Here is a 17,505-nt window from a genome sequence, read left to right as displayed (position 1 = left end):
ATACGACGAAGAGGAAATACCCATAGAATGAAAATAATGATACTGGGAACGAATGTTACAAATGGTTTACTAGGGAAAATCGCCATATATGCAATCTTGATCGTGCTGAGTTTTGTCTTTATCTTTCCCTTGATCAATATGATAACGGTTGGATTGATGTCAAATTTAGATTTGGCAGATCACTCGATCGAATGGATCCCTTCAGAATTTTATTTAGAAAATTTTCGTCTGACCTGGCGAGCGTTGCGACTGCCAGGGAGTTATTTCACTACTGTGCTGGTTGCAGGGGTCTCCACCGTGTGCTTGATGCTCTCATCTGCTCTGATTGCGTATGGCTTAGCTCGCTTTCAAGTTCCCTTCAAATTTCTGATCTTTTCATTGCTTTTATTTACCTATCTAGCACCCAAAGTATTGTTTTTTATTCCGCGATACCAACTCTTTACTACGTTTGGGTTAAGTGGAAATATGGGTGCGTTGATCTTCCCAGCTCTAATGGGGCAAGGGGAACAAGCAGCTCTATTTATTTTGATCTTCTATCAGTTTTTCAAAATGATTCCAACGGCATTAGAAGAAGCCGCCTTTCTAGATGGTGCGGGAGCCTTTAAGACGTTTTATAAGATTGCCTTACCGATGGTGAGACCTGCATTTGTAATTGTCGGGATCTATGCTTTTGCGTTGTATTGGAATGAAACGTTGTTGACTTCTTTTTATCTTGAAGGAAATATTCAAACCACACCTATGCTACTCAATTCATTGGAGAGTCAATTTAACAATGTCGTCAATAACACGGCGACCCTAGGCGATCCGGGAACCAATCCAAATCTTAGTTATACGGAGGCAGTGGCATATTCGGGAACGATCTTGAGCATTTTTCCGTTGATATTCTTCTATGTTTTTGTTCAGAAATGGTTTGTGGAAAGTATCGACAAGTCAGGAATCACGGGAGAATAAGCGGTAATCGTAGCTCTATTTTCCCTTTTATTCTTGCTTTGACGATAGCTAGAGGACGTTTTTACTTCTTCTAACTATCGTTTTTTCTTCAATATTTGTTAGAATAGAAGAGAAATAAATGGCTATGAATGCTAATGAGATAAAAGTAGCAAGCTTTTTCATTTGATCAGAAGCAACGGATACTAAAGCACACAAAAGGAGATTTGAGATGGCTGCGACTATAAAAGATATTGCTCGAGAGACAGGCGTTTCGATTGCCACTGTTTCGAGAGTACTGAATAATATTGGCGGGTATAGCAAAGAAGTTGAAGAGCGAGTCCTTTCGGCAGTTAAAATGCTAGGATATCGCAAAAATGAGACTGCCATCAGTTTAGTGACTAAAACAACTAAGACGGTGGGAATCATTATGCCAAATTCTGATACTTCTTTTTATGTGAAAATCATTGAAGGAATTGAAGAAGAAGCACACGCAAGAGGATTTAGCGTGATCGTGACCCATGCAGGGATCGGGGGAGAAGGCTTCCAGAAGAGTTTGGATCTCATGGCTGAACGTAGAGTGGACGGCATTATTGTGTTTTCCATTTTTTTATCAAAGTACGATTTGGCACCAATCGAAAGCTTGAATATCCCGATTGTACTCGTCTCAAGTACGGACACAAACAACAAAATTCCTTCCATAAAAGTGGATGATTATTTGGCAGCGTATACGGCGGTTGACTATTTGATCAAACAGGGACATGCGAATATTGGGCTGGCAGGATTAAGCTATGATGATGAGAATACGAGTGTACCGAGGATCAAGGGGTATATTGATGCCTTAGAGAAGAATCAGATCCCCGTTAAAGAACAATTTATTGAGTATGGGTACTTTGGTTTTCAATCTGGGCGACGAGCAATGAGTGCGTATTTGGAAAGAAAAGAACCGATTACAGCGGTCTTTTGTGCAAGTGATGAAACAGCATTGGGAATCATCTCCATTTGTTACGAAAACCATATCGTCGTACCAGATGATCTTTCAGTCGTTGGTTATGATAATTCCCGTATTGCCGCAATGGTCAGTCCGCCACTGACTACCATTTCACAGCCCTTTCATCAGATGGGAAAACGGGCTTGTTTGAAACTGCTTAATTGTGTACTTAATGGGAAAACGATCACCTCAGAGATCATCCCTTTCGAATTGATCGAACGTAAATCAGTAAAAAAGAACCGTGAAAAATTACAAGAAACCCGTCCCTGAGAGCTGATGATCAGGGCGGGTTTTTCTGTGGAGGAAGAAAAGACCATGTGTATGTTATCGAGGGAAGATTTAATGCTTTTTACACGAGTGAGATAGTCAGTGAAGGGAATGGTGATGGGTAACTTTTCTTTAGCAGTTATTCCTCAATTTCAATCCCCAAGACAGTTAGGTGACCGTTTGCCACTAGTTTGATGACGAGTTTTGCTAAATGGTCGGCGTGCATCGTTGTTTCTGCCGTTAGCCACCAATGCAGCGTGCCAACAAATATTGAGGTCATATAATCAATGATGAAATCTAAGGGCACTTCAAGATCGCCTTCTGTGATCTTCAAGGTTGAAAAGATCTCTTGATACCGTTCCGTTAAAATCAGCCCCAGTTTTTTACGAATGATCTCAATGGCAGAGGCATCCATGATCGTCAAATAAAAAGAGCGATTCTTTTGAATGTGTATAAAAAGTTCGGTCATGGCCGCTTCGATTTTACGGATCTTGATTCGATTGCCTTGAACGAAATCTTCAAAGTCAAGGATCGAGGTAAAAGATTCGACGGCCAAGTCAAATATTTTTTCATACAAGTCTTGCTTGTCTTTGTAATGGGCATAGAAGGTCGCGCGGTTGATCATGGCTTCGTCTGCGATATTTTGGACAGTCACTTGCTCGAAGCCTTTTTCTTCAACTAAGCGAATAAAGGCTTCAATAATGTACTTATTGGTTCGTTTGACACGTAAATCCAATTTTTTCATATTGTGAATTTCCTTTCAAAATAAACGACAAAAAACGTCTAATTGTTGTTTATCCCACACCTTCGTTGGAATTGTTTGTTGAATTATCAATTAAAAGAATTACAATGAACATAAGTATTATAACAAACGGCTTGTTAGATAATCAACAAAGTGTTGTTTAGATGGAGGCAACAAATGAAAAAATATAAGGCGGGCATCGATGTCGGTTCAACAACGGTCAAGATGGTTCTGTTAGATGAACGCAATCAAACGTGTTTTTCAAGGTATGAACGACACTATGCAGACATCCAAAAGGCAGCGGAAAAAATTATTAAAGAAGCGCAAGCAGTAATCCAAGATCAGCCAGTTGCGCTGGCGATTACCGGATCAGGCGGAATGGGGCTGGCAGAAGTTTTGCGGATCCCTTTTGTCCAAGAGGTCATCGCTTGTACCAAAACAGTCGAGACAGTGATCCCAGAAACGGATGTGGCGATCGAATTAGGCGGTGAAGATGCGAAGATCACCTTTTTTGAAGGTGCGTTGGAGCAGCGGATGAATGGCAGTTGTGCCGGTGGGACCGGTGCGTTTATTGATCAGATGGCGGTTTTATTGAAAACGGATGCCAATGGGGTCAATGAGCTAGCCAAGGGATACCAAACCCTTTATCCGATTGCCTCACGCTGCGGGGTCTTTGCCAAAACTGATGTGCAGCCGCTGATCAATGAAGGAGCGGCAAAAGCGGACATTGCTGCGAGTATTTTTCAAGCGGTGGTCAATCAAACGATTGCTGGCTTAGCTGCTGGTCGTAAAATCAAAGGCAAGGTAGCCTTCTTAGGCGGTCCACTGACGTTTATGTCGGAATTGCGTCAACGATTTATCGATACGTTGAACCTGCAAGAAGCAGATATCATTTTTCCCGAGAATCCAGAACTGTTTGTGGCGATGGGGGCTGCACTGTATGCAGAAGAAGCGCAGCAGCTTTCTGTACTATGCGACCGCTTAGCCAATGAAGAAGACGGCACACTTGCGCCAACAGATACGCTAGATCCTTTATTCAAAGACGAAGCAGAACTGGCTGCTTTTCGTGCCCGCCATGCCCAAGCGATTGCTGCAGAAAAACCTTTGTCGGAGCATAAAGGTGCTGCTTATTTGGGTATCGATGCTGGATCAACGACAACGAAAGTCGTCTTGATCAATGATGCAGGGGATTTGTTGTTTTCTTTTTATGGCAACAATGAAGGCGAGCCGTTAGCGACAACGATGGCGGTTTTACAAGAGCTTTATCGTCAGATGCCTTCTGACGTTTACATCGCAAAGTCAACGATCACAGGGTACGGTGAGCATCTGATCAAACATGCACTGAAGGTCGATATCGGTGAAGTCGAAACGATGGCCCATTACAAAGCTGCTGAACATTTCCAGCCAGGGGTTGATTTTATCTTGGACATTGGTGGGCAAGACATGAAGGCGATGACAGTCAAAGACGGTGCACTTTCTTCGATTCAGCTAAATGAAGCCTGTTCGTCAGGATGCGGCTCGTTCATTGAGACCTTTGCCAAATCTATGAATCAGGATGTCAAAGAATTTGCGCTGGCAGCGACAAAAGCCCAAGCGCCGGTTGACCTGGGTTCGCGTTGTACCGTCTTTATGAACTCAAAAGTCAAACAGGTCCAAAAAGAAGGAGCCTCTGTTGGCGACATTTCGGCTGGCTTGTCTTACTCGGTCATAAAGAATGCTATCTATAAAGTGATCAAGGTTCGGCGCCCCGAAGATCTTGGCGAGAAAATCGTCTGCCAAGGAGGGACTTTCTATAATGAAGCGGTTCTGCGCGCCTTTGAATTGATCAGCGGCCGTGAAGTCGTACGACCATCGATCGCTGGCTTGATGGGCGCTTATGGGGCGGCGTTGATCGCGTTAGAAGAAGCGGCGATCGACGATGTCAGTACGTTGTTGTCTCCTGCAGAAATGGCCGATTTTCAAGCAGAAAAAGCATTTACAAATTGCGGTCTTTGCGAAAACAATTGTTTATTAACCGTGACCCTCTTTTCGGACGGTCGAAAATTCATTACGGGGAATCGCTGCGAACGTGGTGCGCGGATCAAAATCAAAAAAGAAGACCGCAAAGTCAATCTCGTGGATGAAAAATACCGCCGCTTGTTCAAGTACCGTTCTTTGCGTAAAAAAGATGCCCTCCATGGGGAAATCGGCTTACCAAGAGTGTTGAATCTTTATGAAAATTATCCGCTATGGCATACCTTTTTCACCCAGTTAGGGTTTCGGGTAACCTTGTCGCCGCGTTCTAATAAAGAACTATATGAGCAAGGGATCGAAACGATTCCTAGCGATACCGTTTGTTACCCAGCCAAACTAGCCCATGGACACATCCAAGCACTGATCGATCAAAACATACCGTTGATCTTTTATCCAGGAGTCATTTTTGAGCGAGTAGAGAACACTGCCGCTGAAAATCATTTTAACTGTCCAATCGTACAAAGCTATCCAGAAGTGATTCGTAACAACGTCGATGCGATTCGTGAAGGGGCGGTTGACTACCGCTGTCCATTTTTAAATCTGGCAGATGAAGCCTCAATGGTCAAAACCTTAATGGGGACGTTTCAAGATTTTGGTTTTTCTGAAGACGAAATTGCCCAAGCGCTGCGCAGCGGCTTCGAGGAACTAGATCAGTTCAAAGCAGATATTGCGCAACGGGGAGAAGAAACGCTGCGAATGCTGATGACGACCAACCAAAAAGGGATCGTTTTATCTGGAAGACCGTATCATTTGGACCCTGAAATCAACCATGGGATAGCGGAAGTCATTACCCAAGAAGGCTTTCATGTACTGACCGAGGACAGTATTGCTCATTTAGCAAATGTCGGCGATCTGCGGGTCGTGGATCAATGGGTCTATCATTCACGGTTGTATGCGGCTGCACGAGTGGTGGCGAAAAACAAGCAGTTGGAATTGGTTCAATTAAACTCCTTCGGCTGCGGGATCGATGCAGTGACCACCGATCAAGTCGAAGAGATCATGGCGCAATATGGCAAGCTGTATACGGTGTTGAAAATCGATGAGGGTGCAAACCTTGGGGCGATTCGGATTCGGTTGCGTTCCTTGAAAGCAGCAGTCAACGAACGGGATAAACAGCACTTTGTTCCTAAAAAGCAATACGAGGAACCAGCAAAGATTATTTTTACCAAAGAAATGCGCAAGCAGCACACGCTCTTATTGCCGATGTTGAGTCCCATCCACCAAAGCGGATTAGTAGATGTCGCTTTGCAGGCTTCCGGGTATCAAGTGGTCTGTCTGCCCAGTGAAGATCGAGAAGCAGTCAATGTCGGTTTGCGCTTTGTCAATAACGATGCCTGCTACCCGGCCATCATTTCCATTGGACAGCTGGTAGAAGCGTTACAAAGCGGGGAATATGACGTCGAAAACACCAGCGTACTGATGACCCAGACGGGCGGTGGGTGTCGCGCAACGAACTATATTCCCTTGTTACGTAAAGCATTGAACGATGCAGGATTTCCGCAAGTACCGGTGGTATCTATTTCGATGGGGAATACTGGTGTTGAATCAAATCCGGGCTTTCGCTTTACCTTGCCGATGATGAAACGCTTGGCGGTGGCATTTTTATACGGGGATCTCTTTGAACGAGTCGTTTATCGCACCCGTCCATATGAGCAAGAAGCAGGGGCTGTCGATCGGTTCCACCAAGAATGGCTGGAAAAAATTGCCAAAAATGTCCGCAATGGCTCCTTCAGCCTCTTTAATCGCAATATGAAGAAAATCATTCAAGACTTTGATCAAGTGCCGATAAGAGATATCAAGAAGCCGCGTGTCGGTGTCGTGGGAGAGATTTTAGTGAAGTATTCACCGACTGCCAATAATGATGTCGTTCGCCTGTTAGAAGCAGAAGGAGCGGAAGCGGTCGTACCAGATATTGTCGGCTTCATGAATTATTCCCTCTACAATCAAATTTGGCGCTACGAGCATTTGGGGATGGCGAAGAAAAGCAAAATGATCGCTGATTTTGCGATCATGGCGATTGAACGGCTCCAAAAACCAATGGATAAAGCGTTGCGGGCGTCAACGCGCTTTGAGGGCATTCATTCGATCCATCAGCTTGCCGAGCAAGCGAGCGAGATTGTTTCCATCGGCAATCATACGGGAGAAGGTTGGTTCTTGACCGGTGAGATGATTGATCTGTTGGAAAATAATGTCAACAATATCATTTGTCTGCAACCATTTGGCTGTCTGCCTAACCATGTAGTAGGAAAAGGTGTTATGAAAGAATTACGTCGTCAATACCCACAGGCGAACATTGCAGCGATTGATTACGATCCAGGTGTTTCGATCGTCAATCAATTGAATCGCATTCGCTTGCTGATGGCAACTGCCAATAAAGCGTTGGCTGAATAAATTCTCAAGCCAGCGACCGAACCAATTTAAAAGCAAAGAGACTGCTCTTGTTTGGACAATTTGTGATAACTTCTTTTTCTGCCTATAAAATGGGGAAAGAGTTCGCACAAATGGAGAAAAACTGAGCAGTTTTTGCTTTTTTTATTAGCTATTTAGGTATATACCAGTTATAATAGGAGGGGAACGGAGGAATGTGTAGTGGTGGAAAAATTACCTGTTTATATCCAGATTCATGATCAAATTAAAGCCAATATCGAAAACAATACATACAAAATCGGGGATCGTCTGCCTTCAGAACGGGAGTTGTCAAAACAATTCGGCGTGAGTCGCATGACGTTGCGGCAAGCGATCCAAACCTTAGCGGATGAGGGGATTCTTGAGCGCAAAATCGGTTCTGGCACTTATGTGGCTCGCCAAAAAGTACAAGAGAAAATGACGGGCACGACGAGTTTTACCGAAATTATGAATTCTCTTGGTCGTAAGCCTTCCAGCAAAGCGGTCGCTTATTTCTTGACTGCACCTAGCTCCAGTGAGATGGAAAAGCTGCAATTAGAAGGACACGAAACGATTTTACGGATGGAGCGGATTCGGTATGCGGATGATGTGCCGATCTGTTTTGAAGTAGCGAGTATCCCTGAAAAGTTTATTCATGACTTTAGCAAGGAGGAGATCATCTCTTCCCTCTATAAAGTGTTGGAAGAAAAAGGACAGCGGAAAATCGGCGGCGCTTCGCAAACGATCTCAGCTATGGTCGCTTCCGAGCAAATTGCTGATTATTTACAAATCAAACGCGGCGATGCGATTTTACGTATGCGGCAAATCACTTCATTTGAAGATGGGCAACCATTTGAATATGTGCGCACCCAATATGTCGGCAATCGTTTCGAATTTTATATGGAAAAATAAGCTGCCTGAGACGGCTGGAAACAAAAAAGACGCGAAAAAGCCGAAAGGACACTGCGAGCATACGTGCTGTTGCTCCGCATCGGTCAATTCGGTTTTTCAACGATTGGGCGTTCCTGCATTCGCTGCAGCAAGCGGCATTAGAGTCCGTGCTTTGAGGAAAAGAGCAAACCTGACAGGTGCTTGTCCTGCATAGTTACTCGGTTGGCTCCTCGATGAGGCGCTCTACATATTCGGTCTTGCCTTTGTTTAGCTGCACTTGCCCTTGCAACAAATCAATCAAAGCGGCTTCTTGGTCGGCAAGCGTTGCTTCGGGAATCATTAAGGTAACAACGATTTTCTCGGTATAAGCAATGTCTTTTACGTAGATGTTCTGCAGTTCTAAATAGTTTTGCAGCTTACCTAAAAGGGGATAATCAATGGTCAATGCAAGCTCTTGATGCAAAACGCCTTCGACGATTCCCACCGCCTTGATGCCAGCGGAAGCTGAACTGGAATAAGCGCGGATCAATCCGCCAGCGCCAAGTTTCGTTCCACCGAAGTAGCGGGTAACGACAGCGACCATATTGATCAAGTCATTTTTCTTCAATACTTCTAAAATCGGTACTCCAGCGGTGCCGCTAGGTTCACCATCATCACTGCTGAGTTGGATCTCATGGTTTTCACCCAATACATAGGCGCTGCAATGATGATTCGCCTTCCAATGTTCTTTTTTGAGGGCTTGTATAAACGCTTTGGCTTCATCTTCTGATTGGATTCGTTTTAACGAACAGATGAAACGCGATTTTTTGATTTCTATTTCCGTTTCTCCATCTTGTCGGATCGTTCGATAAGTCACGCGTACGATCGCCTCCTTTATGTTTCTAGTATAGGCAATCGGAAGGAAAGTTACAAATAGAAGAAAGAAAAAGGCACCAACACAGACCTGAAAAAGAGGAGGCAGTTGCTTTGGGTAGACGCAAAAAGTACGATACGATCACGCACTATTTAAAAAACAACGGCGGTTCACAAATTACGTTAACCTTTACCCAGTTTGATGAATTTCTTTTCCCAGCATCTGGCTTGCCCAAAAGTGCCCGCACGAGTACGGATTGGTGGGCAAATGATTACCGACATCCTGAAAACGGGGCCTATGCGTGGCTGAATGCCGGCTATGAGGTAGTCCACGTCAATTTAAAAAAAGAGTATGTCGTTTTTAACCGTTTAGTAAAATCAAACTGGCTGCTGGATAGAAAGCGTTGACAAATTTCAAACTTGTTCTATACTAGAGATAGGAAATGTTATCTTATTCTTAAAATTCAAGGAGTGTTCGATATGGCGAAAAAAACAATTATGTTAGTTTGTTCTGCAGGAATGAGTACAAGCTTATTAGTAACAAAAATGCAAAAAGCAGCTGAAGCAAAAGGATTAGAAGCAGATATTTTTGCAGTTTCCGCTTCAGAAGCAGATCAACATTTAGAAAGCAAAGACGTAAATGTTTTATTATTAGGACCACAAGTTCGTTTCATGAAAGGCGATTTTGAGAAACGTCTAGCGCCAAAAGGAATTCCTTTAGAAGTAATCAACATGGCAGATTACGGCATGATGAACGGCGAAAAAGTCTTAGATCAAGCTTTGACATTGATCGGCGAATAAGCAAGACCTGCTGTTGAAGCAAACAAGAAACCTGTAATCGGTTCAAGTACTTTTCAAAAAGTACTTGAACCGATTTTTTTGCGTACTTAAAACTGAGGTGTATGTTATGACCAATCAAAAAGGAAGACAATTTTTTGTTTTAGATGAAACAATGAATGTAGGAAAACCCTTTGATTCTCGACCGGCAATGCTCGAGCAGGGGCAGAGAATCGTTTGTCAGCGATGCGGTTCTTCCCACCGCAAGCCGTCGGTGCAATTACCGATAGGCAGCTATTATTGTCCAACCTGTATTCGCTATGGTCGGATCACATCAAATGGGCGACTGGTGATTCAACCTACGGATAGTCCAGCCATTGATCACCACATCGTCTGGCCAGGAGCATTGACGCAGTTTCAGCAAAAAATTTCCCAGCAATTGGTGTCTAATTGTCGACAAAAGCGATCCTCGCTTGTTTGGTTGGTCACGGGTTCAGGGAAGACCGAAATGATCTTTGAAACGATCCGCTACGTTCGGCAAGAAGGTGGTCGAGTGGCGATCGTCTCACCTCGGATCGATGTTTGTCGTGAATTGTTTCCGCGGATTCAGCAAGCATTTCCACAAGAGGAAAGCTTGCTCCTTTATGGAAAATCAGAAGAGCCGTATCGCTACACAAACATCCTTATTGCCACCACCCATCAGCTACTGCATTTTTATCGGAGCTTTCAACTGATCGTGGTGGATGAGGTAGATGCATTTCCCTACGAGGGCGATGCGCAGCTGCGTTACGGATTATACAATGCCTTAGCCAAAAACGGGTGTCTGATCTATTTAAGTGCGACGCCTTCAGAACGACTGCTGCAAGAAATTCGTGGAAAATTCGCTGTCTTGAGAATGCCGCTGCGGTTTCATCAGCGTCCATTGATCGTTCCAAAACCTGTTTCATTATAGTCACTGGGCGCAGGCTTATCGCAGAAAACGTTGGCTGCGACCATTGCTGCAGCAGTTGCAGCGGCTGCTTCAAAAAAACTTTGTCTTGGTGTTTTGTCCAAGCATTGCGCTGATGAAGGAAGTAGAAGCGGCTGTCCGCCGACAAGGCACGTCATGGTCTTTGACTAGCGTTTCGTCGCAAGATCAAAAACGGAGCGAAAAAGTAGCGTCTGCTCGTCGACAGATTTACAAGGTGTTGTTTACAACGATGATTTTAGAGCGTGGGGTGACGTTTGAAAACGTCTCAGTCATCGTATTGGGTGCTAATCATCCAGTCTTTACAAAATCGGCGCTCGTGCAAATTGCTGGTCGTGTCGATCGTAAAGGGGCCTATACGGAAGGGGAGGTCATTTTTTTCTACGACCAAATGACGGAAGCGATCCGAAAAGCACTCAACGAAATCAAGGAAATGAACCAATTGGCAAAAAGCTGGCTGACCGATGGTGTGTAGTTGGTGTAAAAGGACTTTTCCTAGAGAACGAATGATCATTGAGGTGTTGGCTCCTTGGCGTATCCCAGAAAATGAATTGTGCCCGCAATGTGCCCAACAGTTTTCAGTGATCGATTGGCGAACCTGCTGCCCTTCGTGTGGAAAAAAAGAAACTGAGTTCTGCAGCGATTGTCTCTATTGGGAAGAAACGTGTCCCATGATACAATTGCAGCACCGAGCGCTATTTGCTTACGATCAAGGAATGAAGGATTGGCTTCACGAATACAAACTGATGGGAAACTATCAGTTGCGGGTGACGTTTGCGCCTGTGATCAAACAGAAACTCAACAGGTTTGACTATGAGTGTTTGATTCCCATCCCACTATCGGCAGAGCGTTACCAACAGCGAGGGTTTAATCAAGTCACCGCTGTGCTGGAAGCCGCCGGAGTCAGATTTCAAGAGTTACTGGAGAAAGTTGTTGATACCGCACCACAGGCACAACGTTCTCGCAGGCAACGATTAGTAGAGGCGCAACCCTTTGCAGTGAAGCCAGATGTAGCGTGTGAAATCAAAGGGAAAAAATTATTGTTGATCGATGATGTGTATACTACCGGTAGAACGTTATATCATGCAGCTGAAGCACTGCAGTCCTTTGGCCCCCAGTCGATTCGTTCTTTTTCTATTGCTCGTTGAAACGTTATTTTGAAAACGCTTAAAGAAAATTGTTCGATTTACTAGGCAAATGACCAAGAGTTCGATATAATAGAGTTAAGAAGAAGAAAAGAGTGGTCCTTTTCCTTCTTTACTGGTAGACGAAAGGGGTAATTTTTATGTTTAGATATAATGTGCGTGGCGAAAATATCGAGGTAACAGAAGCGATCCGTGATTACGTCGAGAAAAAAGTAGGTAAATTAGAACGTTATTTTAATGATGTGCCAGAAGCAACAGCACACGTTAATTTGAAAGTTTATACAGAAAAAACTGCAAAAGTAGAAGTAACGATTCCTTTACCATTCCTAGTTCTACGTGCGGAAGAAACTTCACCTGATCTATATGCTAGTATCGATTTGGTTGTTGACAAATTGGAACGCCAAATCCGCAAATTCAAAACAAAAATCAATCGCAAATCTCGTGAGACAGCGTTGGTTCCGCCAACAGATGGTGATTTGTTCACAACTGAAGCAAACGATGAAGAAACCAATGGTTCTGATTTAGACATCGTACGTACAAAACGTTTGTCTTTAAAACCAATGGATAGTGAAGAAGCTGTTTTACAAATGAACATGCTTGGACACAACTTCTTTATCTTTGAAGATGCGGAAACGAATGGAACGAGCATTGTGTATCGTCGGAAAGATGGTAAATACGGGTTGATCGAAACGGATTAACACGTGTGGGATCCTTTTGGCGACACCCCAAAAAAAAGTCTTTTTTGACAGAGTAGCTGAGAAGCTGCTCTGTTTTTTTATCTTTTGGAATGAAGCAAGAAATCTTTCTATATAAAAGTTGGCTTTGTTTCTCTTTTGTTTTATTGTGTTATACTATAGATGAAATAATACAGGGAGAGTGAATCATGACTACGTTAGCAGATGTCGCCAAAAAAGCAAATGTTTCCGCAATGACCGTTTCTCGAGTGATCAACCATCCAGATAAAGTGACCGAAGAGCTAAAGCAGCTCGTTCATCAAGCAATGCTAGAACTGGATTATCAACCGAATATTGCTGCCAAATCATTAGTTTCCAAGCGTTCCCATATCATCAAAGTGTATATCTTAGAGGAGATGGACACGACGGAGCCATACTATATGAATTTATTAGTGGGGATCGCTCGTTCCATCGGCAAAGCGCATTATTCGTTGCAGCTGGTTACGACGGATGGGGTGGATCGTGGCCCAGCAGATGGTTGTATCATTACGGGATTTCGCCAAAAGGATATGGACTGGATAAAAAATTTAAAGAAACCCGTCGTTCTATTTGGTGAAAATGAAGCTGGATTCAGCTTTGTTGATAGTGACAACTACCAAGGGATCGTTTCTGCTTGTAAACACGCCCTCGATACTGGCTATCAACACTTGGTCTATATTGGTTTAGAGTTGGAAGAAGCATTTACGAAAAGCCGAGAAAAAGGGTACATAGATACAGTCACAAAAACAGGACAAGCACCAAAAATCCATCGTTTTGAGAACCGTTCTTCCGCAGCCCGCACCTTTATCACAGCACAGAAGGAGCAATTTGCGGAAAATACTTGTTTTATTTGTGCGACGGATCGTTTGGCACTAGGCATCAATCAAGGCTTGCAGTCGATTGGCGCGCAGATACCAAAGGATTTTGGGATTGTCGGCTACGATGGGGTATTCCTGGATCAGGTCAGCTCGCCCAAGTTGACGACTATGAAGCAAGCCATTGTTGAGATGGGCGAAGCTTGTGGTGAATTACTGATTCAAAAAATTGAACAGAACGATACGAGCCTGCGACAACAGCGCTTTTTACCGCAACTCGTGGTTCGTGAATCCACAAGGTGAAAAATTAAGCAAATGGTTGCGCAATTTCTTTTCAATTCCTCAATATCTTAATTTAAAGGCTTTTTCAATTTTTGTTATCGCTAACATTTAGAAAATGTTTGCCATTTTAAGAAACCGGTTGCATAATAGAGTTACAAATTGCAGGAGGTAAACAGGATGAAAGTGAATTGGAAAAAGGCAGCTCTAGGATTAGTTTCAGGAAGTGCGTTGTTAACGCTTGCAGCGTGTGGCGGCAACGGCGGTAGTACCGATGGTAGTAATGCAGATGCAGGTTCAGGTAGCGATGAAAAAACGATCACGGTCTCTGTAGGTGCAGACTATATTGATTATATCAATGAAGTGAAATCTGACTTTGAATCTGAAAATGATGTCACCATCAACGTTGTGGAAATGGACATGTTCGATCAAATGGATGCGCTTCAACTAGACGGTCCTGCTGGGAAAGGCCCAGATGTTACGATGTCTCCTTATGACCGTGTGGGTCAAGTAGGCTCCCAAGGGCATTTGGCAGAAATGACTTTGCCAGATGATGGACGGTACAGCGATACAGACAAGCAACAAGTGACCATCGATGATAAGATCTATGGCGCACCAGCAATGATCGAAGCGGTTGTCATGTTCTACAACAAAGACTTGATCGATGAAGCACCAGCAACTTTTTCTGATTTAGAAGAACTAGCAAAAGATGATCGTTTTGCAGAAGGCGATGACAATGTTGGTTTCTTAGCTCGTTGGACGGACTTTTATTATACGTATGGTCTATTAGCGGGGCATGGCGGGTATGTCTTTGGTGATGAAGGAACAGATCCATCTGATCTAGGGCTGAACAATGAAGGTTCTGTTGAAGCAATCACGTATGCAACTGATTGGTTCCAAAATGTCTGGCCGCAAGGAATGCTTGATGTATCAGCCAACGAAAACTTGATGTTGGATTACTTCAATCAAGGCAAAACAGCAGCTATCATTTATGGACCATGGGGCGTGAACGGCTTTGAAGAAGCAGGCATCAACTATGGAGTAGCGAAAATCCCAACGCTAAACAACGGCAACGACTATGAAACATTTGGCGGCGGAAAAGCGTGGGTGGTATCTAACTACTCACAAAACAAAGACGTTTCGCAACAATTTGTCGAGTATTTGACCAACGAAGCCAATCAAGAGAAATTGTATGACATGCGTCATGATATTCCAGCGAACATTATGGCTCAAGAAACAGTCGCTGCTTCTGATGATCCAGTAGCAAAAGCAGTGATTGAGCAATACAGTGTTTCACAACCAATGCCAAATATCCCTGAAATGTCTGAGGTTTGGGTAGGGGCTGAAAACATGCTGTTTGATGCAGGTTCAGGCAATATGACTCCTCAAGAAGCAGCGGATAATGCTGCCAAAACAATCGAAGAAGCGATTGAGCAGAAATACTAATAATTAGCCGATTACGGTCTGTCATTCATGTCGACGATTCTATAGAGGATGTTTGTCAAAAGGATTCCTTGCAACGTAGCACGCAAGAAATTGCTTGACGAGACTGTTTTCTATCGATCGTCGGCCGCTTGGCAGACTTTCGATTTTAAGGAGGATACATATGAGGACGAATTCACAAGCCATGCAGACAGCGCTTCTTTCAATCATCCCTGGTGGGGGACAATTCAAAAATGGTCAGAAATTCAAAGCGGGTCTCTTTTTTGCAGCCTTTCTGATTTTTCTGGTCGAAATGCTTTTGTTTGGTGGACAAGCACTTTATAACTTTGTCACACTCGGATCAGTACCGATGGAAGACAACTCTTTGTTCTTGTTGATTGAAGGAACACTGCAGGTCATCGTTACCGTTATTTTCATTATCTTTTGGGTTTTAAATATCAAAGATGCTTATCAGGTTCGGCAAAGCATTGAAAAAGGCTTCCCGGTAGCTGTTACGAGAAAAGAATTTTTCAAAAAATTATACGAAGATGGGTTCGCGTACTTACTGACGATCCCTGCCTACTTGGTAATGATCGTAGCAATTATTTTTCCAGTAATGGTGACGCTCTTTATGGCATTTACCAACTATGATTTTCGACACATTCCGCCAGCAAACTTAATCGACTGGATCGGTTTTTCGAATTTCACGAATATCTTCACCTTAAGTTCTTACCGTGACACCTTTGTAAAAGTATTCAGTTGGACGGTGATTTGGACCGTTTTAGCAACCACCTTGCAAATTACACTCGGCATACTGACAGCAGTTGTTGCCAACCAAAAATTTGTGAAGTTTCGTCGCGTCTTTGGGGTGATTTTCTTGCTTCCTTGGGCGGTGCCAGCGTTTATCACAATCATGAGTTTTTCAAATATGTTTAATGATACCGCAGGAGCGATCAATACGCAGGTGATCCCGCTATTGAACAATCTGCCTTTTGTGGATATTGGGAACATTGCTTGGAAGACTGATCCGTTTTGGACGAAAACGGCGATTATTTTGATTCAGGGTTGGTTAGGGTTTCCTTACATCTATGTAATGGTTTCGGGGATTTTACAATCCATTTCCGAAGATTTGTATGAAGCAGCAAAAATGGATGGAGCCAATGCGTTGCAGCGTTTTCGGAACATTACGCTGCCGGCAATCTTTTTGGTAGCAGCCCCAACCTTCGTTACGCAATATACAGGGAACTTTAATAACTTCTCGATGATCTATCTATTTAACGAAGGTGGACCAGGGAGTTTAGGCGGAAATGCTGGATCGACAGATATTTTGATTTCATGGATCTACAAACTGACGACCGGCGGCTCACCACAATATTCGATTGCTTCTGCATTGACCTTGATCATTTCCTTTGTGGTGATCTCCATTTCATTACTGGTGTTTAAAAAGACGAATGCATTTAATATGGAGGATTGAGGATGAAAAAGAAGAAGTTTTCTTTCAGCAAATTATTTACCTACTTGTTTATGATCGCGTTATCGATCATTATCATCTATCCCTTGTTGATTACCGCAACCTCAGCCTTCAAGGCAGGGAACATGATCGCTTTTCGCTTAGATTTTGATGCGGATTGGACATTGAACAACTTTCGACGTTTATTCAATGAAACCCCGTATTTGACATGGTATAAAAACACCTTGATCGTGGCCGTTTCGACGATGATCATTCAAGTAATGATCGTAACGTTAGCAGGGTATACTTACAGTCGTTACCGTTTTGCTGGTCGTAAAAGTAGTCTGATGGTGTTCTTGATCGTTCAAATGGTACCGACAATGTCGGCGTTGACCGCTTTTTATGTTATGGGCTTATTAGCAAACGGTCTAGATAGCTTCTGGTTCTTGACACTGATTTATATCGGTGGTGGGATTCCGATGAATACTTGGCTGATGAAGGGGTACTTTGATACGGTACCCATCGACTTGGATGAATCAGCAAAACTTGATGGTGCAGGGCATTTTCGTATCTTTTGGCAAATCGTTTTGCCCCTCGTAAAACCAATGGTTGCCGTCCAAGCATTGTGGGCCTTTATGGGACCATTCGGCGAATTCTTGCTGGCGCGATTCTTGCTTCGCTCACAAGAGCGTTTGACCGTCGCAGTCGGGCTGCAAACCTTTATCAATGATGCCCGTAACCAACGGGTCGCACTCTTTGCGGCAGGGGCGATTTTGATCGCCGTACCGATCGCTGCACTGTTTTTCTTCTTACAAAAATACTTTGTTTCAGGTTTGACCTCTGGCGGAACAAAAGGATAGGAATGATAG

Annotated in this window: 14 protein-coding genes and 1 pseudogene; 13 read left to right on the top strand and 2 right to left on the bottom strand. The window is 43.6% G+C overall.

The window, feature by feature from the left end; all coding sequences use genetic code 11:
- The first annotated feature begins 27 nt into the window (after nt 1-27).
- Both IGI73_RS11835 and IGI73_RS11830 read left to right on the top strand, forming a co-directional pair.
- On the top strand, nt 28-951 hold the full coding sequence (locus IGI73_RS11835; RefSeq protein WP_428206585.1) for a carbohydrate ABC transporter permease: 924 nt from the start codon (nt 28-30) through the stop codon (nt 949-951).
- Nucleotides 952-1,159: 208 nt separating this feature from the next.
- On the top strand, nt 1,160-2,188 hold the full coding sequence (locus IGI73_RS11830) for a LacI family DNA-binding transcriptional regulator (RefSeq protein ID WP_375817976.1): 1,029 nt from the start codon (nt 1,160-1,162) through the stop codon (nt 2,186-2,188).
- 136 nt (nt 2,189-2,324) lie between these two features.
- On the opposite strand, the gene IGI73_RS11825 is transcribed toward IGI73_RS11830, so the two are convergent.
- On the bottom strand, nt 2,325-2,930 hold the full coding sequence (locus IGI73_RS11825) for a TetR/AcrR family transcriptional regulator (RefSeq protein WP_086337982.1): 606 nt from the start codon (nt 2,928-2,930) through the stop codon (nt 2,325-2,327).
- A 174-nt stretch (nt 2,931-3,104) separates the two neighbouring features.
- On the opposite strand from IGI73_RS11825, the gene IGI73_RS11820 reads away from it, so the two are divergent.
- Nucleotides 3,105-7,331 (top strand): acyl-CoA dehydratase activase-related protein, encoded by a 4,227-nt coding sequence (locus IGI73_RS11820; RefSeq protein ID WP_438759228.1) that lies wholly within the window; start codon nt 3,105-3,107, stop codon nt 7,329-7,331.
- 198 nt (nt 7,332-7,529) lie between these two features.
- The gene (locus IGI73_RS11815) at nt 7,530-8,237 is read left to right on the top strand and encodes a GntR family transcriptional regulator (RefSeq protein ID WP_005228765.1); all 708 of its coding nucleotides are present in this window, start codon (nt 7,530-7,532) and stop codon (nt 8,235-8,237) included.
- 193 nt (nt 8,238-8,430) lie between these two features.
- Here IGI73_RS11815 and IGI73_RS11810 read toward each other — a convergent pair whose 3' ends face one another.
- Entirely contained in the window at nt 8,431-9,072 is a 642-nt protein-coding gene (locus tag IGI73_RS11810; protein ID WP_428206582.1) for a YigZ family protein, read from the bottom strand.
- A gap of 110 nt (nt 9,073-9,182) precedes the next feature.
- Between IGI73_RS11810 and IGI73_RS11805 the strand changes: the two genes are divergently transcribed.
- From IGI73_RS11805 to IGI73_RS11765, 9 genes and pseudogenes are all read left to right on the top strand, one after another.
- A complete protein-coding gene (locus IGI73_RS11805; RefSeq protein ID WP_010749784.1) occupies nt 9,183-9,476 on the top strand; it encodes a DUF7662 domain-containing protein in 294 nt (97 codons plus the stop codon).
- Between the two features lie 72 nt (nt 9,477-9,548).
- Nucleotides 9,549-9,869: a PTS sugar transporter subunit IIB gene (locus IGI73_RS11800; protein ID WP_005228768.1), complete on the top strand. Its 321-nt coding sequence runs from the start codon at nt 9,549-9,551 to the stop codon at nt 9,867-9,869.
- 106 nt (nt 9,870-9,975) lie between these two features.
- Nucleotides 9,976-11,287: pseudogene (locus tag IGI73_RS11795) on the top strand (DEAD/DEAH box helicase).
- Nucleotides 11,277-11,960 (top strand): ComF family protein, encoded by a 684-nt coding sequence (locus IGI73_RS11790; RefSeq protein ID WP_428206580.1) that lies wholly within the window; start codon nt 11,277-11,279, stop codon nt 11,958-11,960. Before IGI73_RS11795 ends, IGI73_RS11790 begins: the two are co-directional and overlap by 11 nt.
- A gap of 137 nt (nt 11,961-12,097) precedes the next feature.
- Nucleotides 12,098-12,655 (top strand): ribosome hibernation-promoting factor, HPF/YfiA family, encoded by a 558-nt coding sequence (gene hpf, locus IGI73_RS11785; RefSeq protein ID WP_005231866.1) that lies wholly within the window; start codon nt 12,098-12,100, stop codon nt 12,653-12,655.
- 185 nt (nt 12,656-12,840) lie between these two features.
- Nucleotides 12,841-13,788: a LacI family DNA-binding transcriptional regulator gene (locus tag IGI73_RS11780; protein WP_005228774.1), complete on the top strand. Its 948-nt coding sequence runs from the start codon at nt 12,841-12,843 to the stop codon at nt 13,786-13,788.
- 156 nt (nt 13,789-13,944) lie between these two features.
- Nucleotides 13,945-15,210, top strand: a complete 1,266-nt coding sequence (locus IGI73_RS11775; RefSeq protein WP_317722779.1) for an extracellular solute-binding protein — start codon at nt 13,945-13,947, stop codon at nt 15,208-15,210.
- Between the two features lie 160 nt (nt 15,211-15,370).
- Nucleotides 15,371-16,660: a carbohydrate ABC transporter permease gene (locus IGI73_RS11770; protein WP_010749778.1), complete on the top strand. Its 1,290-nt coding sequence runs from the start codon at nt 15,371-15,373 to the stop codon at nt 16,658-16,660.
- Nucleotides 16,661-16,662: 2 nt separating this feature from the next.
- The gene (locus IGI73_RS11765) at nt 16,663-17,496 is read left to right on the top strand and encodes a sugar ABC transporter permease (RefSeq protein ID WP_016608756.1); all 834 of its coding nucleotides are present in this window, start codon (nt 16,663-16,665) and stop codon (nt 17,494-17,496) included.
- Nucleotides 17,497-17,505 lie beyond the last annotated feature (9 nt).

This window comes from Enterococcus sp. DIV0755f (assembly GCF_051713725.1).
GTDB lineage: Bacteria > Bacillota > Bacilli > Lactobacillales > Enterococcaceae > Enterococcus_D > Enterococcus_D casseliflavus.
Note: the sequence above shows the minus strand (reverse complement) of the source record. Positions and strands in the feature narration are given on the sequence as shown.